This is a genomic window from Larsenimonas suaedae, from assembly GCF_023712105.1.
GTDB classification, from domain to species: domain Bacteria; phylum Pseudomonadota; class Gammaproteobacteria; order Pseudomonadales; family Halomonadaceae; genus Larsenimonas; species Larsenimonas suaedae.
Map to the genome: position 1 here is coordinate 282,874 of NZ_JAMLJI010000001.1, position 20,974 is coordinate 303,847.

Here is a 20,974-nt window from a genome sequence, read left to right on the forward strand (position 1 = left end):
GGAAGGACCTTCGCATGCACCCACCTCGCATCCAGCTTGGGATCAATATCGATCATGTTGCAACGCTTCGTCAGGCGCGTGGCACACGTTATCCGGATCCGGTGCAGGCCGCGCTTCTGGCCGAGGAAGCCGGGGCCGATGGCATCACGTTGCACCTTCGCGAAGATCGCCGCCACATTCAGGAGCGCGACGTTCGCCTGATCGCGGAGGTGATCGCCACCCGTATGAACCTCGAGATGGCGGTTACCGAGGACATGATCGCCTTTGCCGAGGCGCTCGCGCCTCGCCACGTCTGCCTCGTGCCCGAAAAGCGCGAAGAGCTGACCACGGAAGGCGGGCTCGACGTTATCGGTCAGTTCGAGTCGATCGCATCCGCCTGTCGCCGGCTGAGCGCGGTGGGCGTCGAAGTGTCCTTATTCATCGACCCCGAGCCCGATCAGATTCAAAAGGCCTTTGAGGCCGGAGCGCCTGCCGTCGAGCTGCACACTGGCGGCTACGCCGATGCGGTTGGCGAAAACGCGCGTCGCGAACACGCACGGATCACCGCCGCGGCGGAAATGGCCAGCGAGCTTGGGTTGATCGTCAATGCAGGCCACGGGCTCAACTACCATAACGTCGAGGCCATCGCCGCGATCACCGGCATCAACGAGCTCAATATCGGCCACGCCGTGATGGCTCGGGCCATGTTCGTCGGCCTGAAGGAGGCTGTGGCGGAGATGAAACGGCTGGTGATCAGCGGGCAGGAAAACGGATTGATGATGGCGCTCGATGAGCATGACCATCACGATCATGACGACGACTGTGGCTGCGACCACGACTAAGCTTAAGACCGACACCCGCGTGAGACGGGTTTGGTGACGATGAGGATGTGATGGCGTACAAGACACTGGAAGACACGATCGGCCACACGCCGCTTGTGGCACTGAGACGAATCACGGCAGGGCGCAACAACACGCTGCTTGCAAAGCTTGAGGGCAACAACCCGGCCGGCTCGGTCAAGGACCGTCCGGCAGTGTCGATGCTGACGCACGCCGAGCGCCGCGGTGAGATTGCCCCGGGTGATACGTTGATCGAGGCGACCTCCGGCAACACCGGTATTGCCCTGGCCATGGCCGCGGCGATCAAGGGCTATCGGATGGTGCTGATCATGCCGGAGAACGCCAGCAGCGAGCGCAAGCAGGCGATGGCCGCCTACGGTGCCCAACTGATCGAGGTGACCAAGGACGAGGGCATGGAAGGCGCGCGGGACGTGGCCGAACGGATGATTGCCGAAGGCAAGGGCAAACCGCTCAATCAGTTTGCCAACACCGACAATCCCCTGGCGCACTATCAGACCACCGGGCCCGAGCTCTGGAGCCAGACCAACGGCGAGATCACCCATTTTATCAGCTCGATGGGCACCACCGGTACCATCATGGGCACCTCCAGGTACCTGAAAGAGCAGAATCCGAACATCGAGATCGTGGGCCTTCAGCCGGCCGATGGCGCAAGCATTGCGGGCATTCGACGTTGGCCGGAAGCGTACCGCCCGAGCATTTTCGAGGACTTTCGGGTTGATCGTATCCTCGACATTACCCAGGACGCGGCCGAAGACAACATGCGTCGGCTGGCCCGTGAAGAGGGTATTCTGGCGGGGGTCTCCTCCGGCGGTGCGCTGGCCGGTGCGCTGCAGCTTGCCGAGACGCTTGAGAACGCCGTCATCGTGTTTATTGTGTGTGACCGGGGTGACCGCTATCTCTCCACCGGTCTTTTCGCACCGGGGCAGGAGTAAGCCGTGGCACGTTTGGGCCAGAAACGAGCGTCGCGTTCCGCAACGCGACGAGTGCTCGAGTCGCGCACGGCACACGAGCAGGGCGAGACCGAGGGTGTGATCGAGCGGCTGTCGTATGAAGGTCGTGGCGTTACTCGCAGCCAGGATGGCAAGGCGGTTTTTGTCGAACGAACGCTTCCCGGTGAGCGCGTCGTGTTTGCCGTGCATACCAGCCACCGTCGCTTCGATGAAGCGCATCCGAAAGAGATTCTTGTGGCCTCGCCCGAGCGGGTCGAGCCCATGTGTGTTCATTTTGGCGTCTGCGGGGGCTGTGACCTTCAGCATGCATCGATCGAAACGCAACGCCGCCACAAGCTCGAGACCCTCAGGGCGCACTTCGAGCAGCAGCGCATCGATGCCCCTGAGCCCTTGCTGCTTGCCGGCGCCGAAGCCGGGTATCGCCGCCGGGCGCGTCTGGGTGTTCGGGTCAACCGAGACGGCGAGGTGCTTCTTGGGTATCGCCGGCGCGGCAGTGACCGTCTGTTTGCGATCACCCAATGCCCGGTGCTGGTGCCCGCGCTCGAGTCACTGATTTCGCCGCTGCGCGAGTGCATCACGCAGCTCGAACACCCGCGCCATGTCGGCCACATTCAGCTCAACGATTCCGATCAGGGCGTCGAGGTCAGCGTTCGATTGATGAAACGTGTGCCCGAGGATCTCGAGCGCTTAAACGCGTTCGCCTGTGCAGAAGGCATCAGTCTCAGCGTGGTGGTCGGCCGTGATACGCCGAGCGTTGAGTGCATCAACGGTGAGGCCGAACACGGCTATACGCTGACGATTGATGGGCTAGACCCGGTGAGCCTTGCGTTCGGCAGCGGCGATTTCGTTCAGGTCAACGCGTCGGTCAATCAACAGATGGTAGACCGTCTGGTTGAGTGGTGCGGCCCGCTGGCGCAATCGGTGGTGGTTGATCTGTTCGCGGGCATCGGTAATTTCAGTCTGCCGCTGGCTCGATTGGGGGCGCAGATTCAGGCATTTGAAGGCCAACAGAGCATGGTGACCCGGCTGCTCGATAATGCCCGTGCCAATGGTCTTGATTCGCACATTGAAGGGCACGTGGCGGATCTCAGCCGGGCGCTTCGAGGTACGACGCTTGCCTCTGCCGATCTTGTCGTGCTCGACCCCCCTCGCGCCGGGGCAGAAGCCATTGCCCGTCAACTTGCCGACCACGGGCCTGAACGCATTCTTTATATCGCCTGTGATCCGGCGACACTTGCGCGCGACGTCGCGCATCTGTGCGAGGGTGGATACCGAGTGGTCGAGCTGACGGTCGCGGATATGTTTCCCCAGACGGCCCATCTTGAAACGATGGTATTGCTGGAGCGGTAAGTTCCAGATAAAACTAATATAATAAGCAATCAAGAACGAAGTCTTACGGGAGACCCCGGATGGGGGATAGGCCATGGTAAAAGTACGAGAGTCTCAGCCGCTCGGCGCCGACGGGCGAATCGATGTCACCGCGTGGCTTGAGGCGTTTGCCGCTCAGGTGCCGCTCAAGGAGCCCGATCGGTTTGCCCGGGCCTGCCGGCTTGCCGAGCGCCTGGCGGTGGAGGCGGAGGCACGTCATTCGGAAAGTGCCTGGCGCGACCCGGGCGCAAGTCTCCATATCGGACTTGAGATGGCAAGCATCGTTGCCGAGCTCAAGCTCGATGAGTCGGCGCTGATTGCGGCCGTGCTTTACCGCTGCGTGCGTGAATCCCTGACCACGGTCGAGGCCGTTACCAAGGAGTTCGGCTCTGAAGTCGGTCAGTTGGTGGATGGCGTACTGAAAATGGCCGCCATCAGCCAGCTCCAAGCGCCTGCCCACGGGCTCGACCAGCACAACCAGCAGGACAACCTGCGCAAGATGCTGGTGACCATGATCGATGACGTGCGGGTGGCGCTGATTAAGATCGTGGAGCGAACCTGCATGCTGCGCGAGGTTCGCAACAGCTCGCGCGAGCGCTGCCTGCGCGTGGCCCGTGAGGTATTCGATATCTACGCGCCGCTGGCCCATCGGCTCGGGGTCGGACAGCTCAAGTGGGAGCTCGAGGACCTGTCGTTTCGCTATCTGCATGAAACGGACTACAAATCGATTGCCAAGCAGCTTTCCGAAAAGCGCCTTGATCGCGACCGCTACATTTCGGAAGTAATCTCGATGCTCGAGACCATGCTCACCGAGCAGGGCATCGTGCCCTACGATATTTCCGGGCGCGCCAAGCACATCTATTCGATCTGGCGAAAGATGAAGCGCAAGCGCATCGATTTCTCTGAAGTCTATGACGTGCGTGCCGTCCGCATTCTGGTCCCGAAAGTCGCCGACTGCTACACGCTGCTCGGACTGGTGCATTCGAAATGGCACCACGTCCCCAATGAATTCGACGACTACATCGCCAACCCCAAGAAAAACGGCTATCAGTCGCTGCATACCGCGGTCATCGGGCCTGAAAACAAGGTGCTCGAAATCCAGGTGCGTACCTTCGACATGCACGAGGAGGCCGAGCTCGGGGTCTGCGCCCACTGGCGGTACAAGGGCACCGATGTCGATTCCAAGAGCCGCGGCTATGAAGAAAAGATCGCCTGGCTACGGCAAGTGCTCGAGTGGCAGGAAGAGCTTGGTGAGCTTGGTGACATCAGTCAGGGGCTTCGCTCGGACGTGGCCCCGGACCGCATCTATGTATTCACCCCCGAAGGCCACGTTATTGACCTGCCGAGCAAGGCCACCCCGATCGATTTCGCCTACCGCGTTCATACCGAAGTCGGCCATCTGTGCCGGGGCGCGAAGGTCAATGGCCGGATCGTGCCGCTGACCTATCTTCTAAAGACCGGGCAGCAGGTCGAGATCCTGACCGCGACCCGCGGCGGGCCAAGCCGCGACTGGCTCAACCCAAGCCTCGGCTTCGTTCGAACTTCGCGGGCGCGCGCCAAGATTCAGTCGCGGTTCAAGGAACAGGACCGCGCGCAGAATCTGGAAGAGGGGCGTTCACTGCTTGAAAAAGAGTTCAAGCGGCTCGATCTGGACAACCTTGACCGCGTAAAGCTTGCCAAGGCGGTCAATTACACCGCCGTTGATGACATGTACGCAGCGATCGGCGCGGGTGACCTTCGCATCGGTCAGGTGCTTTCCCAGGCGCAGAACCTGTTCGGTGAAGACGATTCCGACCAGGAGCAGCTCGATCGACTCCTGACTCGCCCCCGCAAGGGCGCCGCACCCGACAGCGACAGCATCACGGTGCTCGGGGTCGGCAATCTCAAGACGCAGATGGCCAACTGCTGCCATCCGGTGCCCGGCGATCAGATTGTCGGGTTCATCACCCAGGGCCGGGGTGTGACCATTCACCGTCAGGATTGCCCCAATCTGTTGCAGCTCAAAAGCGATGAGCCCCAGCGCATCGTCGAGGTCGAGTGGGGCGATCGTCAAATCGCGCAGTACCCGGTCGACATTGAAATTCAGGCCTGGGACCGAAACGGGTTGCTTCGTGACGTCACTACCGTGTTGACCGGCGAGAAGGTCAACGTGCTCTCGGTCAATACCCGCACCAATACGCAGGAGCATATGGCCACGCTCAATATCACGCTCGAGGTGTCGAGCATCGAAGCGCTGGGGCGTCTGTTCAGCCGTATTCAGCAACTCTCCAATGTGACCGACATCAAGCGGCTGCGTCAGGGCGGCCCATCAGAGCGAGGCGAACCATGACCGCGGCGACCCCGTACACATTGAGCGATCTGCGCTATTTGATGGCCACGCTTCGCGACCCGGAGCAGGGGTGCCCGTGGGACCTCAAGCAGCGCTTCGAAACGATCGTGCCGCATACGATAGAAGAGGCGTACGAAGTGGCCGACGCCATCGAGTGCAAGGCCTTCGATGAGCTGCCGGGGGAGCTTGGCGATTTACTGTTTCAGGTGGTGTTCTACGCCCAGATTGCCGATGAGGACGCCAGGTTCGATCTTGATGATGTGATCGATACGTTGGTGCGCAAGATGGTGCGTCGCCACCCGCACGTGTTTCTCGATGGCACGCTCTACGGCGAAAAGAACGACGGTAACTCTCAGCATGAGGCGTCAATCAACGCCCGCTGGGAAGCGATCAAGGCTTACGAGCGCGAAACGCGGGATGCATCCTCGCTGCTTGATGACGTGCCGGTCGGGCTTCCGGCCCTGACCCGGGCGGGCAAGCTTTCAAAGCGCGCCGCGCGAGGCGGGTTCGATTGGCCGGACGCCCGGGGCGCGCTTGCCAAGGTGCATGAAGAGCTTGCAGAACTTGAGCAGGCCATGGCCGAGGGCCAGGCTGATGCCTGTGAGGACGAACTGGGCGATGTGCTGTTTTCGGTCGTGAACCTTGCCCGCAAGCAGGGGATCGATCCGGAACAGGCGCTTAGGCGCACCAACGCCAAGTTCGAGCGGCGGTTTCGCTACGTTGAACGCGCGATCGGCGATGAGGGCGGTGCGCTTGAATCAGCGTCGCTCGACACAATGGAAGCGCACTGGCAAGCGGCCAAGCGTCAGGAGCGTTGACGCGGGTGCCTCGCGGCTGAGCCGACGCCTTTAAAATGCGACCTAGGTCGCATTTTTTATGCGCGGGTGACAGCATTGAACCGGGTTTCTCGGCTAAGCTGCTAGCGCAGCACCGTCAATACACTAAGGGGGATCACCATGAGCGATGACTTGCACGAGTCCTTGAGAGAAAACGTTCGTATTCTCGGCGACAACCTGGGACAGACCATCGCCTCGGACATGGGCAAGGATTTCCTGGCCAAGATCGAACGCATTCGCGCGCTGGCCAAGGACGGGCGGCGTGAGGGCAGTGATGAGCGCAAGGAACTGATCGATTACCTGCGCCGGCTCCCCGAAAGTGAATTGTTGCCCGTCACCCGTGCGTTCAACCAGTTCCTGAACCTTGCCAACCTCGCCGAGCAGCACTACCGCACTCGAGCGCGCCGGGTCGAGGATTATCGTCCCGGTAGCCAGCCTGAGATGGGCGAGCTTCTGGAGCGCATTCATCAAAAGGGCCACGACGCTCAGGCCATCATTCGGGCATTCGAGGAAATGCGGGTCGAGCTCGTTCTAACGGCGCACCCGACCGAGGTCGTACGGCGCACGCTGATCCAGAAATACGACGCCATTGATGAATGTCTGACGCTGCTCGAGCAGGCAACTGATCATCCCGAGCTTGAAACGCGGGTCAGCAGTCGTTTGACCGAGCTGGTAAGCCAAGCCTGGCACACCGACGAGATTCGCAAGGAACGCCCAACACCGGTCGATGAAGCGCGCTGGGGCTTTGCCGTCATCGAGAATTCGCTGTGGCAGGCGGTGCCCGAGTTCTACCGTGATCTGGACAATCGGCTGCTCGAGCTTGCCGGTGAGCGGCTGCCGCTTGACGCCTCGCCGCTGCGTTTTGCCTCCTGGATGGGCGGTGACCGCGATGGCAACCCGAACGTGACCGCCAGTGTGACCCGGGAAGTGCTGTTGCTCGGACGGTGGATGGCGGCGGATCTCTACGCGCGGGATCTTCTTCAGCTCAAGCGTGAGCTCTCGATGTGGAAGGCCACCTCTGCGCTTCGCGCGGAAACCGGCGATGTGGCCGAACCTTACCGGGAGCTCTTGAGACGGTTGCTGCACCGCGTGGAAGAAACCCGTGACTGGGCCAAGGCGCGCCTTGACGGCAAGCCGTTCACGCCGTCGGTGGCTGTCATCGAGACACGCGAACAGCTCTTCGCACCGCTTCTGCTGTGCTACCGCTCCCTGTGTGACTGCGGTCTTCACACCATCGCCAACGGCGCGCTGCTGGACACCCTTCGGCGAGTGGCGTGTTTCGGTGTGACGCTTACCAAACTCGATGTGCGTCAGGAATCCTCGCGCCATTCGGAAGCGCTCGATGAGCTGACCGAGCATTTGGGTCTTGGGCATTATCTTGATTGGGACGAGGCCCAGCGTCAGCGGTTTCTGCTCGAGGAACTCACCTCCAAGCGGCCGTTGGTGCCACCGCACTGGCAGTGCTCCGAGCCAACGCGCGAAGTGCTTGATACGTTCGAGGTGGTGGCCTCGGAGCCGAAGGAGGCGCTTGGTTCCTACGTGATTTCGATGGCAGGCCAGCCTTCCGATGTGCTGGCGGTGGCGCTGTTGATGAAGGAGTACGGCGGCAGCGTAAAGCTTCCGATTTCACCGCTGTTTGAAACCCTTGATGATCTTGATCGCGCAAGTTCAGTGGTCGACACCCTGCTTGGGTTTGAGGCGTACCGCGCGGTAATTGATGACCGCCAGGAAGTGATGATTGGCTACTCCGACTCGGCCAAGGACGCCGGTCAACTGGCGGCGGCCTGGGCGCAGTACCGCGCTCAGGAAACGCTGGTCGAGGTCTGCAAGGCGCAGGGCGTCTCGCTGACGCTCTTTCACGGGCGCGGCGGCACGGTCGGGCGCGGTGGCGGCCCGGCGCACGCCGCGATTCTTTCGCAGCCCCCCGGCTCCGTCAATGGCAGTCTGCGCGTCACCGAGCAGGGCGAGATGATCCGTTTCAAGTTCGGCCAGCCCGGCATTGCCGTGCGGTCGATGGAAATCTACGCCTGCGCGGTGCTCGAGGCCTCGCTTCTGCCGCCGCCCAAGCCCAAGCAGCACTGGCGCGATGAGATGGATACGCTGGCGCGCTGTGCGCACGAGGTATATCGAAGCGTGGTGCGTGAGGATCCGAGCTTCGTACCGTATTTCCGCGCTGTCACGCCTGAAACCGCGCTGTCGCGCCTGCCGCTCGGCTCGCGCCCGGCCAAGCGCCGACAGGACGGCGGGGTCGAAACGCTCAGAGCGATTCCCTGGATCTTTGCCTGGACACAGACGCGTCTGATGCTGCCGGCCTGGCTTGGTAGCGGTGAGGCCTTCCGGCAGCGCGCCGACAGCGCCGAGGGTCTTGGCGTGCTGCGCGAAATGATGGAGCAGTGGCCATTTTTCGGTACCTACGTCGACATGCTCGAAATGCTCTTGGCCAAGGCCGATGTCGACATCACCGCCTACTACGAACAGCGTCTGGTGGATGAGCCGCTGCTTCGTGCGCTGGGCGAGAAGCTTCGAACGCGCTTTACCGAGCTTGTCGATGTGCTGCTCGAGATTCGCGAGCAGGATCAGCTTCTTGAGCATGCGCCGCTGATTCGTCAGGCGATCGAGGTGCGAAATCCCTACCTTGATCCGCTCCATGGGGTTCAGGCCGAGCTTTTACAGCGAAATCGCAACGCCGACGGCGCGATTTCCTCGGAGCTTTCCAGGGCGCTGATGGTCAGTATGGCTGGAATCGCCGCCGGGCTTCGAAATACCGGCTAACGCAAAATTTTTTTAGAAGCCCGCCCTTGAAATGCGTCTCATGGCACCTAATGTTGTGGGGTAGAACAACATGTGGCAGTGGCAATCTTGCCGCTGCCGATCGTGGTTTTAGAGCGGGCACATGAAGGTGCCTTCCCGTAAAACCGAAAGCTGTCGTAAAAGGAGTCCTTCCAATGGCTTATCAGCTTCCTGAACTTCCGTATGCGTACAACGCGCTCGAGCCGCATTTCGACGCGATGACCATGGAAATTCACCACACCAAGCACCACAACACCTACGTGACCAATGCCAATGGCGCGTTGGAAAAACTCCCGGAAGAGCTTGGCCAGCTGTCAGCCGAGGAACTTGTTCAGAAAATCGATCAGGTCCCGGAAGCTCAGCGCACTGCCGTGCGCAATAACGCTGGCGGTCACGCCAACCACAGCCTGTTCTGGACTGTTCTGTCTCCTGAAGGTGGCGGTGAGCCGAAAGGCGACGTGGCAGACGCGATCAAGGAAACCTTTGGCAGCGTCGATGCGTTCAAGGAACAGTTCGAAACCGCGGCGAAAGGCCGTTTCGGTTCCGGTTGGGCCTGGCTTGCAGTCAAAGACGGCAAGCTGATCGTCACTTCGACGGCCAACCAAGACAGCGCCCTGATGCCTGAATCCTTCGGCGGCGCCTCCGCTACGCCGATTCTAGGACTCGACGTCTGGGAGCATGCGTACTATCTGAACTTCCAGAACCGTCGCCCGGACTACATCAAGGCGTTCTGGAACCTCGTCAACTGGGACGAAGTTGAAAAGCGCTATCAGGCGGCCAAATAACCGGTCTTCCTGCACACGCGAAAAACCCGGCCTAGGCCGGGTTTTTTTATGGCTGTGACATGATCGGTCAGGAGGTTTTCCTTGGCGCTCGTTGACGACGCGTTGTTTTCTTGCTCTTGTCGCCCTTGCTTCCCTTGCTTCCCTTGCTTCCCTTGCTTCCCTTGCTTCCCTTGCTTCCCTTGCCTCGAAGTGCCGAGAAATCGCTGCGCTCGACCTCCGAAATCAGCGTTTTGAGTTCATGGGTGAGCGGCTGCATGAACTGCGCATAACGCATTCGCTTGTCGCTGATGGCCTCGAGCTGGGATTCCCAATGTGCGGTCATGTCAGGCACAACCATTCGATTAGGCAGGCTTTTCACGAGTTGGCGGCCGATATCGGTCGAGTGGATTTCCTTGCCTTTTTTGGTCAAAAATCCACGTTTGAACAGCAGCTCGATAATGCCGGCGCGGGTGGCTTCCGTGCCGAGCCCGTCGGTATCCTTGAGCACCTTCCGGATGTCAGGGTCGGAGACAAATCGCGCGATACCGGTCATGGCCGATAGAAGGCCTGCATCGGTGAACCGTTTCGGCGGGCTGGTTTCCTTGTCATCCACCCGGGCCTCGCGGCAGGTGAGATCGTCTCCAACGTTGACCTCGGGCAGAGGTGATGATGAACATTCGGACGCCTTGGTGCCTTTTCGGGGCGGCAGCAGGGTTTTCCAGCCGTCCCTCAGAACCGATGTCTGTTTGGCAACGAATAGCCCACCTTCAACCTGACTGTCGATCTGATGTTCGGCGTACTCGAACGCTGGATAGAACTGCATCAGGTACTGCCGGGCCACAAGATCGTAGATATTCTTTTCATCCTGGGTCAGCCGGTCGGCCGATACCGCCTTGGATGTCGGAATAATGGCGTGGTGTGCGCCCACCTTGGCGTCGTTCCAGGCCTTGCTCTTGAGGTCAAGATTTGCCTGCTGGGCCGGATCAAAAAGCGCGTCGCTGGTTTTGGCGATGGCCTGAGTGACCGTGTGCCGGTCGCTGTAGTGTCCCTTGGGTAAATACCGACAGTCCGAACGCGGGTAGGTAATCAGGGTGTGGCGCTCATAGAGCTGCTGGCAGATATCCAGTGTTTTCTGGGCGTTCAGGTTGAAGCGTTTCGAGGCGTCGATCTGAAGCGTGGACAGATTATAGGGCAGCGGCGCAGCCTGCTTTTTGACTGTGCGCTCGACGTTTCGAACGTGGCCGGGTTTTCCGGTTACTTTCTTTACAACGGTGTCGGCAAGCTTTCTTGAAAGCACCCGACCGTCGTCGTCCATGTACGGGGCGCAGGCCTCGCTCGGGACCCACTTGGCGCTGAAGGTATCACCGGCTGCGGTGGCAAGCGTGACGACGACCTCGTAAAACGGCTTGGGTACGAACTGTTCGATGGCTTCATCGCGATGAACCACAAGGCCAAGCACCGGCGTTTGTACCCGCCCGATCGACAACACGCCGTTGTAGCCTGCGTTTTGACCGAGCAGGGTGCACAGGCGGGTCATGTTGATGCCGTAGAGCCAATCGGCCCGCGCCCGTGCAAGCGCCGAGGTGGCAAGCGGGATGAAATCGCTGTTCGGGCGAAGATCATCCAGGGCTTTCTTGATCGCGGCCGGGTTCATGTCATTGACCAGGCAGCGAAGGGTGGCGGCGCGCTTGGCCTTGCTGATACCTGAATGATTGATCACCTCATCGACCAGAATCTGGCCGACCCGGTCGGGGTCGCCCATGTTGATGAGCTGATCGGCCTCCCTGATCAGCTTCTTGACCGTGGTGAACTGCTGGCGGGTCTTTGACTTGATCTGTTGCTTCCACTCGCTCGGGACGATTGGAAGATGCGCGCGCTTCCAGCTCTTGTAGGCGGGGTCATAAGCCTCGGGCTCGGCCTGCTCGAGGAGGTGACCGATACACCAGGTCACCACGTCGCCCTTGGCGGTACGGATGAATCCGTCGCCTTTCTGGTGCGGTTTCGGCAGAACCTCCGCAACCGCGCGGCCCACGCTTGGTTTTTCGGCGATGATCAGGCGCAAAACATCAAATCCATGTGGTTTTATACAGTGTCATGGTAACCACGGTCAGGGGGACTGTCGATCCAGGGCACTGTCGACTCAAAGTACTGTCGACTCAAAGTACTTTCGATTCAGGGCACTTTCGATTTATAACACTGCTGATCCGGGAGCTAGCCCAGCGCTCGACGCGCCCGAACCAGCGCGCGGTACCATTTCCGCGGGCGCTTGCCGATAACCGGGGGGCGATGGGTCAGAAGGCTCACCGGGCTGTAGTCGGCGCTGTGATAGCCGGCGATCATGCTGAGTGTCGCCTCACGCGCCTTGTAATGCGTGATCAGAAACTCGGCCGCCGAATCGTCCAGTGGTACGCCATAGTGGCGCACCAGTGCCAGAGCCAGGGATTCGGCAGAGCGCGATAGATCCGGCTCAATGCTCTTGACCATGGCCGCGCCGATCGCGGCCTTGGCCGGCGCCGACATGTTGGGCTCGAGCTGGCCGAAGTAGGCGGCGTTGGTTGCGTTGATCGCGCGTTGCACTTCGGGGCGAGAGAGGTGGATATGCGGTTCGAGGGTCAGGGCCACATCGATGGCGAACCGTTTAAGCGTATCCGAGCCGTGATTGAGCAGCGTTTCATGGCTCAAGGGCGTATGGCGGGGGTGCCCCCAGTGGCGAATATTGACGCCCTGCATCAGTTTTGACAGTGCCCGGCAGACGTCAGCCTTGGCCGCATCGTCGAGCGCGATGCGTTTTTCGCGAACGCGAAGGCCTCGCCGTCCGCGCCCGGTTCGAAGTTTCTGGGTCTGCTTCTCGCTTGAATGCATTTCCTCCCAGCGGGTCGACAGACGCAGTAGCTGTGCGTGGCTGCGGCCGGCGTTTTCATAAGCCTCCTGCACACTCTTGAAGAGCTTCAAGGCGTTGGTCAGGATGTCCGATTGCTGTCGAAGGCGGGCACGAAGCTGGCTGTCGAATGCGCGCTCGAGGTCTGCGGCGTCGCGTACGATCTGATCGGCCAGCGCATCCATCGCCTCACGAGAGCGGGCCAGGAGGACTTCGGCGCGAAGGCCGGACGCGGCGTCCTCAACCAGGGTGTCCGACTGTTCGGCGAGATAGACCGTCAATGCCTTCACGCGTGAAAGCCCGGTGGCCTGTGCGATGCGATAGCGCGCGCGCGCGTCCTCGAGCTGATCGAGCGCCCGCGCCAGGTGCCATTGACCGCGGTACTCGAACGTCAGCATGGTGATCTCGCGCCCGCTGATCAGCTCAAACGCGAGAATCAACAATTCCTCCACGTCCTGAAGCGTCATCAGCAGGTCGTTGTCCTGCTCGCTGGCGGCGAGAATTCGCTCGAGAAAGTTGTCATCGCGCGGCACGCCGTGATGGAGATTGGGCGCGATGCCGTAGAAACGATCCCGCAGAAGGCCGATGGCTTCCGGCGCAACGTCGGCAAGGTCTGTGAACTGAGGCTCCAGCGTGTCGCTGTAGAGGCTGTTCAAATCCCGGATACGGGCGTATAGCCCGACCCGGCGATAGATGTCGATCCGTGCTATGATTCGCGCCGAATCCGCATCGTTTAAAAGCTCCTGAACGGCCAGTTCGACCCCCTCAGGGGACAGGTCCTGCTTTCTGAGCAGCATGGCGGCTGCTTCACGCCGTCGGGCATCGCCCTCCAGACTTTCAACGATCAGGTTGCGGGTGGTGAGAATCAGATCCGGAAGCGTATCGATGACGCGCGAAATCTTGGCTTCGGTACGCTCGTATTGGCGTCCTCGGGTCAAATGATGCACCAGATTGGCCAGTACCCCGGCCACACCCGTAATGACCGTGTAGGAGATGAAAAACACGTAGTTTTCCATGGTCGGTGCCTTGCCATACCCCATGAGGTAGCCGCCCCAGGCACCAATCAGAGTGACGGGTCCGGCGGTCCAGAGGATCTGCATCAGGCTGATCGACCACGGCACCTTTTCGACCGCCTGGGTGATTCGCCGGATTTCATCACGGCCTTCACGTTCGAGGCTGACTGTTGAGGTGCGTTTTTCGTCTGCGCGGCGTTTGAGTAGGGGAAGAGGCAGCACAAGAAACCTTAAGCGACAGGATGGGTCATCGGCCGCTGACTTGGCGGACCGAGTGGCTATAGTACCGCCTTCGTCTGGCGGTCACAAAGCGGCTTGCGTATCCTGTTCGGGTAGAAATCTTTGGCGTGGGATGTGGCACAAATACATGATGGCGCAGGGAACACTTTGAATGTTGGCGAATTGGGTTGATCAGTTGCTTGGGTTTGCCACGAAAGCGCAGGCCGTCATCCATCAAGACGAGCAGTACCCCGAACTTACGCGCTGGGCCCGACGCGAGGGCGCAACGCTTTTAGGCGACGATGTGTCGCTTGCCCAGGCGTTGACGCCGCTTCTCTGGAACCAGACGCCCTTGGTCCGGTGCGGCTTTGCCTGCGAACCGTTGGCGCCGCCCGCCGTTGATGAGCCCTGCTGGTGCGATTCGGGCAAGCGGTTCGATCGCTGCTGCGGAGCGGTGACCCTGCCCGGGCCTGTGCCTTCACATCTGATGTGGATGTTGAGCCTGCAGGAATGGCGGGGGGAGCGTCTTCGTCGTGCGCTTCTGTCACTTAAGGCGCCGACCCAGGCCCTGCTCGAGGCCGCCATCATCAGCGTCGAAACCGGCCAGCTCGGTCGCGCCCAGCGCCTGCTCGAAGCCTTTTTTCAGCTCGATGAGTGGGAAGCCACGCCTGAAACGTCCGAGTCGGCCTTTGAGCTTCTGACGGACGTCTATCATGAGCGCGGCTTCACGCGGAAAAAGGACGCGTTCGTTGATGATATCGTCGATCGGGGCCCGAATTTTCTGAAAGGTGCGGCGCTCGAGCGGGTCTGCCTTGCGTTCATGGACAGCGACGACCTGAGCGGGGCACGAGACGCGTTCTTGAAGGCGCTCAAGCTGATTCCCGATGCCCCGTCACTTGCCTACATCGAAACCATGCTCCTGCTGCATGAAGGCCAACCCCAGGAAGCCGGCGAGCGTGCCGGCTTCTGGGCGCGTCGCCTCAAGCGGCAGGCGGGGCTTGATGAAGAGTATCTGGACTTTCTTGAGCAGCTCGCGCATGCGCCGGCAGATACCCTCGCTGAGCAGATGATCTATTCCGAGGAAGAGCTTGCCGAGCCGCTTGCCATGCTGTCCACGGTCCTCATGGAATACCCGCCGGTCGAAGAGCTGCCGCTGAGCCGCAATGAATGCGGCACGCTCATGTATCTGCCCACGGCTGACCACACAGCGGATTACACGCAGTGGCGCCAATACTTTACCGCCGACGATGTAGGTGAGCCCGGCAAGAACGCCAGCAGCGACCTGTGGGTCGATGCGCTCAAGTGGCTCGATGGGCTGTGCGAGCACCCGGACTGGCTGGCAACTCCTGCCATTTTGCAGGAGCTGACCATGGCGCTGGCCGTCCGGTTTGGCAATCTGCCGTGGATGATGCGGCCCTTTTTCGAACCGATCGCCAAACAGTTCGAGCTGTGGCTTGGCTGCATCGAGCAGGAACAGGGTGTCTTCAGCTGGGAAGAGGGGGACAACGACATCATCTACCAGCTCGGGCTCGGTCTGATCATGGGAATGGAGCGCGGTGATCCGCTTCGCTCGAAAGCGTTGTCGGAGCGGCTTTTGAGTCTCGACAAGCAGGACGATCTAGGGCTTCGAGAGGTTCTGCTCGAACAGCACCTGCGTCAGGGCGAGGACGACAAGGCCCTGTCACTGGTCGACCCGCTCCTGCCCGAGCAGTCAGACTGGCTTGGTCTGTTGGTCGGGCGCGCACTGGTGTTCTACCGGCTCGGACGCATGGATGAGGCGCAAGGGGCACTTTCCCTCATTCATCAGCACAACCCCCACATGCTGACCCTTCTTGCCAGGGCCAACCCCAAGCGTGAGCACAATGAAGCCCATTCTGTGGCGCCAGGCTCTCGTGGCGAGGCCTGGCAGTATCGTGTGCTGTTGCGCGGCCAGTGGCTTGCAACGCCAGGTGCCATCGACTGGTTGAAGCGGGCACTCAAGCGGTTTTAGTGGCCCCGCTTCAACGAGACCATTCGAAGCAGGACCTGGCGAAGCTTGGGGTATTCGGTCAAGCGAATCGCATCGATGCAGTCGGCCACGATGTCGGGGCGTAGGCGGCGCTTTGGGCCGATGAAAACGCCGCGGGTCACACGAGCGGCGTAGCCGAGAATGGCTGGTGTGTGTTCGATGTTGGGGCCGAACAGGCGCTGCTGCTGACCCACCACCTTGGCAAGCTCCCCACGCAGTGCCCGTGTCTTGCCGGCAAGCGGCAGCACCATGACCCAAAGCAGTGCCGAGAGCAGGCGCTCGCTCTTGCCCGGTCGGTGTTGCGGTTTGAAGGCCACGCCGCGAAGCACCAGCGTACCGGCCTGACGACGGTCCTTGAACCAGTAGCCGAGTTTGGGGTCGAGCAGTTGCCCCTCGTAATAGATGCCGTTTTTAAGGCGCTGCACGCCGCCTACATGGGAGTAGGGCATCACGACCATGTTTTCGAGTTCGGCGCCTTCCTCGAGATAGCAGCCGGTTTCGAGGCTGCAGTGGCCGGTAAGCCAGGCCCCTCGCTCAACATGGGCAACTGCCCCCATGAATCCCTGTTCAAGTACGGACGTGTCTGGCGTTGCCGTGCCGGCCGAGCCCCAGAGTCTGTCCAGAACCTCGGTGCCATGCGGGGCTACCGGCGTCTGGCGCTGCAGGATATCCATCGTCAACTGGTGATAATCCGAAAGCGAGGCGAGCAGGCACGGGCTCAACGTGCGCTCCTCTCGAAGCTCGCTCCAGCGAAGGCGAATCAGGTTAAGATCCTCCGGGCCCCGGGCGACCACGACGGGCGCGTCCTTGCCGGGTGCCTTGATCCAGTCGGGGTGCAGCAGAATATCACCGCGTACCACAAGGCAGGGGTACATCACGTTGCCGCCCAGACGCAGTAGGTGTTCGCGCGGGTCACGCTCGCCAATGACCGGATAAAGCTCGATCGGCATGCCCCAGCGGTCGCTTCGATTGAACATCGCGCGAAACAACTCCGACGAGCGCCCATACAGCAGGCACGCTGCCTGAATGTTGGGCGTATCCGCCAGGAGGTCCAGATTGCGTTCCAGCACGCTGCGCCCGACGAGCGGCAGCAGGGCAGGCGGATAGCGCTGATCCATCGGGGCCATTTCCTGACCCATGCGATCGGCAAGAATGATCACTTGCATCGACGTTCTCCTCAGTACGCCCCACGCCCCTTGATGACGGCGGGTATGGTTCTTAGAAGCAGCTTGATGTCTTCACGGATGCCCTGTCGGTGCAGGTAGAACAGGTCGAGGTTGATCTGTTCGTCAAACGACAGGTCAGACCGGCCGGATACCTGCCAAAGCCCGGTCAGCCCTGGACGTGCGTCAAGACGCATCCGTGCGCGGGCTTCGTAAAGCGCGACTTCCCGAGGCAGGGCGGGCCTTGGGCCGACCAGCGCCATGTCTCCCTTCAAGACGTTCCAGAGCTGCGGGATCTCATCGATCGACAGTTTTCGAATGATTCGCCCGGGTGTGGTGATCCGTGGGTCCTTTTTCATCTTGAACAGCACGTTGCCAGACGATTCGTTGCGCTCGGTAAGCTCTCTCAGGCGTTCCTCGGCATCAACGTACATCGAGCGGAATTTCCACATCTTGAACAGGCTGCCGGATTGACCGACGCGGGTCTGGCTGAAAAAGATCGGGCCCCTGGAGTCGAGCTTGATCCAGAGCATGACCAGCACCAGAAAAGGCCCGCCAAAACCGAGAATCGACAGTGATAGACCGATGTCCAGAAGCCGCCGGGCCTTCGGGCCGTACCAGCGTCTGAATAACCACCAACAGCGCCGTGCAAACGAGCGCCATTTGTAAAAGGTTGGATAGTCGCCTTCCAGGTAGCTCCGAAGACGTCGGCACGGGCGCTGACCGTGTCGTGTGATGTTCAAAAGAAAGACTGGATTGCCGACCACGTAGCGCTTCCACATGCGCCCGGGTTCCTGCATCAGTCGCCAGCTCCATTCCATGCCGATCGAGCGCAGCCATTTCGGCGCGCGACTGACTTTCTCGGCGCTGAAATCAAATAGCCCACCTACACCCATGGCCAGTTTGACCTTGAGTCGATGGCGATAGCGTTCGACCCAAAGCTCCTGATGCGGTACGCCCATGGCAACGCACAGGAGGTCGGGGCGCGCCTCATTGATCTTGTCGATGACCTGATCGGTGCCGGTGGTACCGAAAAAGCCATGCTGTACGCCAACAATCTCAAGCTTTGGAAAGCGCTGCTTGAGCTTATCCGCCATGGTATCGGCCACACCCGGCGCTGCGCCAAGCAGGAACAGCCGAAGCCCTTCCTCTGCCATCTGCTCACAGATCAGTGGAAAAAGGTCCGTGCCATTTAGGTTGGCAACCAGTGATTCGCCTACGCGCTTGCACGCGATGGCTACGCCGCTGCCATCCGGCAGCACCATGTTGGCGTTCAAAAGCGCCTGATAATAGCGGGGATGGTTTTGAGCGACGTTGGCGCAGTGAGCATTGATGAAATGCACCGTTGCGTTGGTGTGCGGGGCGCGCATGTAGTCAAACAGGGCCTCAAGCGCTTCCTCGCGGCTGATATTGACAAACGGCAGCCCGAGAACGGTGACAGTCGGGCGCGGTGGTGCCTGCTCGTTTTCCAGTTCGACACTATAGGCGTGTAACCCCATCAGACATCCCCCGAGTTGATGCGACGGCGCTGAGCGCTGCCGATGATGGACTGCGCGATGGCTTCGAAAAACAGATAAAGCCGTGTCGGGATGGTGCCAAGTAAGATGGCTGCGCCAGTGGTGGCGACTGTGCGCCCCGGCTCATCCAGCCAGATGCCCGGCCAGCTTTTCGTCGCTCTCAACAGTGCCTTCAGGGCGTAGCGCCCGTCCCGCAGCCGGATGGCCTGACGGGCGAGGTAGCGAAGCTGATAGGCCCTTGCGCGCTTTTCGGCGCGGGCAATGAAGTCCGGGGCGTAACCGCGGGTCTTTTCGACCAGCTCGACCCAGGAAGCGAACTGCTGGTCGAGTGAGGCCGAGAGACCGCCGGCGTTGAGTCGGTATAGGGTTAACGGAGCATTGAGGCCTTCGATATCCCAATGGGTCGTAAGCGCCAGCCGCACCCAACACTCGATGTCTTCGCTGCGCCGTAGCTGTTCATCGAAATAGCAGGAGGCATGGTTTTCGCCCGCGATGTCGGCAATAAAAGCGATGTCCTCGAGCGCTTCTCGGCGCATCACCGGCGCCGAGCCATTACCGACCGGGTTGCGGCAAAAAAGATACTCGGGGTCGATGTCACTCAGCCGGGGCATCTGATAGTAATTCATGGGCGCGCCGGCGGCGTCGATGAAGGCTGAGCGTGAAAAGGAAAGGCCAACACGAGGTGCGGTTTCGAAGTGGCGCTGATGTGCGGCGAGCTTGCCCGGAAGCCAGATGTCGTCGGAATCGATAAAGGCAATGTACTCCCCCTGCGCGGCGCGCACGCCGGTATTTCGAGCGCCGGCAAGGCCTCGATTGACAGGGTGGGTCAGTATACGAAGCCGTGGGTCGTCGTAGCGCTCGCATATGGCTCGGCTGCCATCGGTGGCGACATCGTCAACGATCAAAAGCTCGAAATCGGTCACGGTCTGGGCAAGCACGCTGTCGATGGCATGCTCGATAAACGCCTCGACGTTGTACATGGGCATGATTACGGAAAACAGGGGCGTCATGGTGAGAGTACCTCGGGCGTTGTGGGGGCGAGACGTCGGTGCGTCAGGGCGTAGGCAGGCAATGCCGCAAGGGTCGTTCCGATCAAGATGCCGGTGGCAACGCCCTGAATGCCCCAGGGAAGACCTGCCATCATGCCCACGCCGAACAGCACCGTGGTCAGCAGTTGCAGTTTGAGATCGATACCGGGTACGCCAGCCGCGCGAAGGCCCTGGGAGCAGGTGTCGAGTACGATGCGTGGCAGTGCCGACAGACAGATCAGAATCAGAATGGGCAGAGCGCCCAGTTCGACCCAGCGCTCGCCGAAGAGAATGGGAACGTACCAGGGCGCCAACAGGCACTGAGCCAGAATGACCGGCACCGCAAAACGGGCGAACAGACGCATGCCCCGAAGCATGCTGTCGCCCTTTTGGGCTTCGCTGGTGGCGCAGAGATGAGGAAACAGGGCGGTGGAATAGGCGCGCAGCAGGCCAAGGCTCAACCCAAGCCCCGCGTTGAAGGCAAAGTAGTAGACCCCCAGAACGTCAAGGCTCAGGAAAAAACCGATCAGCAGATAATCCATGTGGTTTCTGAGCGCAAAGACCACCTCGTTGCCGATCATCGGGCCGGAAAATCGGGTCAGTGCGGGAGGAATACGCCAGTGGTTTGGCGGCGTAGGTGTCCAGCTTGTTGCCCTGCGGTAGACATAGGTCCAGTAGGGGGCGGTCAGAAGCTTGGGCAGAACCAGCGCCCAGAACCCAAACCCTGCCACTGCGAACACGATGATCAATACCGCCTCGCCCAGGCTCTGGCCCATTTCGGCACGGGCGACCACGTTGAGCCGGTTTTCGCGTAACACCTTGGCGGCGTGGATCGTGGCTGGCGGCAGGCACAGAAAGCTCAGTGACAGCACCGCGATGGCCGGGAACAGAATCGGGTCGTTATAGGCAAGGCTTACGCCGTAGCCGATGGCACACTGAAGCCCCATCAAAAGAATGCACAAAAGCCAGTTCAGGCGGTGAGCATGATTGCAAAGCATGTCAAAGGCATCGTCTCGTGCCTGAACCAGTGCGGGCACGAACGCTGAATGGGTGATGGCGTTGACAAGCTCATGCACGGTCAAAACGATCGCGGCGATACCGAACGCTTCCGGCATTAGAAGGCGCGCCGCGATCAGCGTCGCGCCGAGTCGGGCGATGCGATGCACGCCCTGAGTCAACGCCATCCACAGCATATTGCGGCCGAACGACGGCTTTTCGGTACGAAGCCGGTTCAAGAGCGCTTTGGGTTTCAGCGTGTTCGGCATGACAACC

General features: G+C 60.7%; 14 protein-coding genes. 8 read left to right on the forward strand and 6 right to left on the reverse strand.

What is annotated here, in order from left to right; translation table 11 throughout:
* The first annotated feature begins 14 nt into the window (after window positions 1-14).
* From pdxJ to NAT49_RS01355, 7 genes are all read left to right on the forward strand, one after another.
* Window positions 15-821, forward strand: coding sequence for a pyridoxine 5'-phosphate synthase (gene pdxJ, locus NAT49_RS01325; RefSeq protein WP_251589742.1), 807 nt, complete (start codon window positions 15-17; stop codon window positions 819-821).
* Between the two features lie 50 nt (window positions 822-871).
* A complete protein-coding gene (cysM, locus tag NAT49_RS01330) occupies window positions 872-1,771 on the forward strand; it encodes a cysteine synthase CysM (RefSeq protein ID WP_251589744.1) in 900 nt (299 codons plus the stop codon).
* Between the two features lie 3 nt (window positions 1,772-1,774).
* On the forward strand, window positions 1,775-3,139 hold the full coding sequence (gene rlmD, locus NAT49_RS01335; protein WP_251589746.1) for a 23S rRNA (uracil(1939)-C(5))-methyltransferase RlmD: 1,365 nt from the start codon (window positions 1,775-1,777) through the stop codon (window positions 3,137-3,139).
* A gap of 73 nt (window positions 3,140-3,212) precedes the next feature.
* Window positions 3,213-5,486 carry a GTP diphosphokinase gene (gene relA, locus NAT49_RS01340; protein WP_251589747.1) on the forward strand — a complete coding sequence of 758 codons (2,274 nt, stop codon included), beginning with the start codon at window positions 3,213-3,215 and terminating at the stop codon, window positions 5,484-5,486.
* A complete protein-coding gene (gene mazG, locus NAT49_RS01345) occupies window positions 5,483-6,304 on the forward strand; it encodes a nucleoside triphosphate pyrophosphohydrolase (RefSeq protein WP_251589749.1) in 822 nt (273 codons plus the stop codon). The genes relA and mazG overlap by 4 nt, the downstream gene beginning before the upstream one ends.
* A 138-nt stretch (window positions 6,305-6,442) precedes the next feature.
* Complete coding sequence (gene ppc / locus NAT49_RS01350; RefSeq protein WP_251589752.1) at window positions 6,443-9,094, forward strand: phosphoenolpyruvate carboxylase; 2,652 nt, start codon at window positions 6,443-6,445, stop codon at window positions 9,092-9,094.
* Between the two features lie 173 nt (window positions 9,095-9,267).
* On the forward strand, window positions 9,268-9,897 hold the full coding sequence (locus NAT49_RS01355; RefSeq protein ID WP_251589753.1) for a superoxide dismutase: 630 nt from the start codon (window positions 9,268-9,270) through the stop codon (window positions 9,895-9,897).
* A gap of 67 nt (window positions 9,898-9,964) precedes the next feature.
* On the opposite strand, the gene NAT49_RS01360 is transcribed toward NAT49_RS01355, so the two are convergent.
* Window positions 9,965-11,938 (reverse strand): DNA topoisomerase III, encoded by a 1,974-nt coding sequence (locus NAT49_RS01360; protein WP_251589755.1) that lies wholly within the window; start codon window positions 11,936-11,938, stop codon window positions 9,965-9,967.
* 149 nt (window positions 11,939-12,087) lie between these two features.
* Window positions 12,088-13,989 carry a hypothetical protein gene (locus tag NAT49_RS01365; RefSeq protein ID WP_251589757.1) on the reverse strand — a complete coding sequence of 634 codons (1,902 nt, stop codon included), beginning with the start codon at window positions 13,987-13,989 and terminating at the stop codon, window positions 12,088-12,090.
* Window positions 13,990-14,158: 169 nt separating this feature from the next.
* Between NAT49_RS01365 and NAT49_RS01370 the strand changes: the two genes are divergently transcribed.
* A complete protein-coding gene (locus NAT49_RS01370) occupies window positions 14,159-15,976 on the forward strand; it encodes an SEC-C domain-containing protein (RefSeq protein WP_251589759.1) in 1,818 nt (605 codons plus the stop codon).
* Here NAT49_RS01370 and NAT49_RS01375 read toward each other — a convergent pair.
* The 4 genes from NAT49_RS01375 to NAT49_RS01390 are packed head-to-tail and all read right to left on the reverse strand — an operon-like array spanning window position 15,973 to window position 20,967.
* Window positions 15,973-17,160 carry a glycosyltransferase family protein gene (locus NAT49_RS01375; protein WP_251589761.1) on the reverse strand — a complete coding sequence of 396 codons (1,188 nt, stop codon included), beginning with the start codon at window positions 17,158-17,160 and terminating at the stop codon, window positions 15,973-15,975. The genes NAT49_RS01370 and NAT49_RS01375 overlap by 4 nt on opposite strands.
* A gap of 11 nt (window positions 17,161-17,171) precedes the next feature.
* Window positions 17,172-18,656, reverse strand: a complete 1,485-nt coding sequence (locus NAT49_RS01380) for a WecB/TagA/CpsF family glycosyltransferase (RefSeq protein WP_251589763.1) — start codon at window positions 18,654-18,656, stop codon at window positions 17,172-17,174.
* On the reverse strand, window positions 18,656-19,684 hold the full coding sequence (locus NAT49_RS01385; RefSeq protein ID WP_251589765.1) for a glycosyltransferase family 2 protein: 1,029 nt from the start codon (window positions 19,682-19,684) through the stop codon (window positions 18,656-18,658). The genes NAT49_RS01380 and NAT49_RS01385 overlap by 1 nt, the downstream gene beginning before the upstream one ends.
* On the reverse strand, window positions 19,681-20,967 hold the full coding sequence (locus tag NAT49_RS01390) for an oligosaccharide flippase family protein (RefSeq protein WP_251589768.1): 1,287 nt from the start codon (window positions 20,965-20,967) through the stop codon (window positions 19,681-19,683). The genes NAT49_RS01385 and NAT49_RS01390 overlap by 4 nt, the downstream gene beginning before the upstream one ends.
* Window positions 20,968-20,974 lie beyond the last annotated feature (7 nt).

Coding starts and splice junctions, on each gene's coding strand:
- NAT49_RS01390 (WP_251589768.1), bottom strand. CDS start 20,967: ATGCCGAACACGCTGAAACCCAAAGCGCTCTTGAACCGGCTTCGTACC.
- ppc (WP_251589752.1), top strand. CDS start 6,443: ATGAGCGATGACTTGCACGAGTCCTTGAGAGAAAACGTTCGTATTCTC.
- relA (WP_251589747.1), top strand. CDS start 3,213: ATGGTAAAAGTACGAGAGTCTCAGCCGCTCGGCGCCGACGGGCGAATC.
- cysM (WP_251589744.1), top strand. CDS start 872: ATGGCGTACAAGACACTGGAAGACACGATCGGCCACACGCCGCTTGTG.
- NAT49_RS01385 (WP_251589765.1), bottom strand. CDS start 19,684: ATGACGCCCCTGTTTTCCGTAATCATGCCCATGTACAACGTCGAGGCG.
- NAT49_RS01370 (WP_251589759.1), top strand. CDS start 14,159: ATGTTGGCGAATTGGGTTGATCAGTTGCTTGGGTTTGCCACGAAAGCG.
- NAT49_RS01380 (WP_251589763.1), bottom strand. CDS start 18,656: ATGGGGTTACACGCCTATAGTGTCGAACTGGAAAACGAGCAGGCACCA.
- pdxJ (WP_251589742.1), top strand. CDS start 15: ATGCACCCACCTCGCATCCAGCTTGGGATCAATATCGATCATGTTGCA.
- mazG (WP_251589749.1), top strand. CDS start 5,483: ATGACCGCGGCGACCCCGTACACATTGAGCGATCTGCGCTATTTGATG.
- NAT49_RS01375 (WP_251589761.1), bottom strand. CDS start 17,160: ATGCAAGTGATCATTCTTGCCGATCGCATGGGTCAGGAAATGGCCCCG.
- NAT49_RS01355 (WP_251589753.1), top strand. CDS start 9,268: ATGGCTTATCAGCTTCCTGAACTTCCGTATGCGTACAACGCGCTCGAG.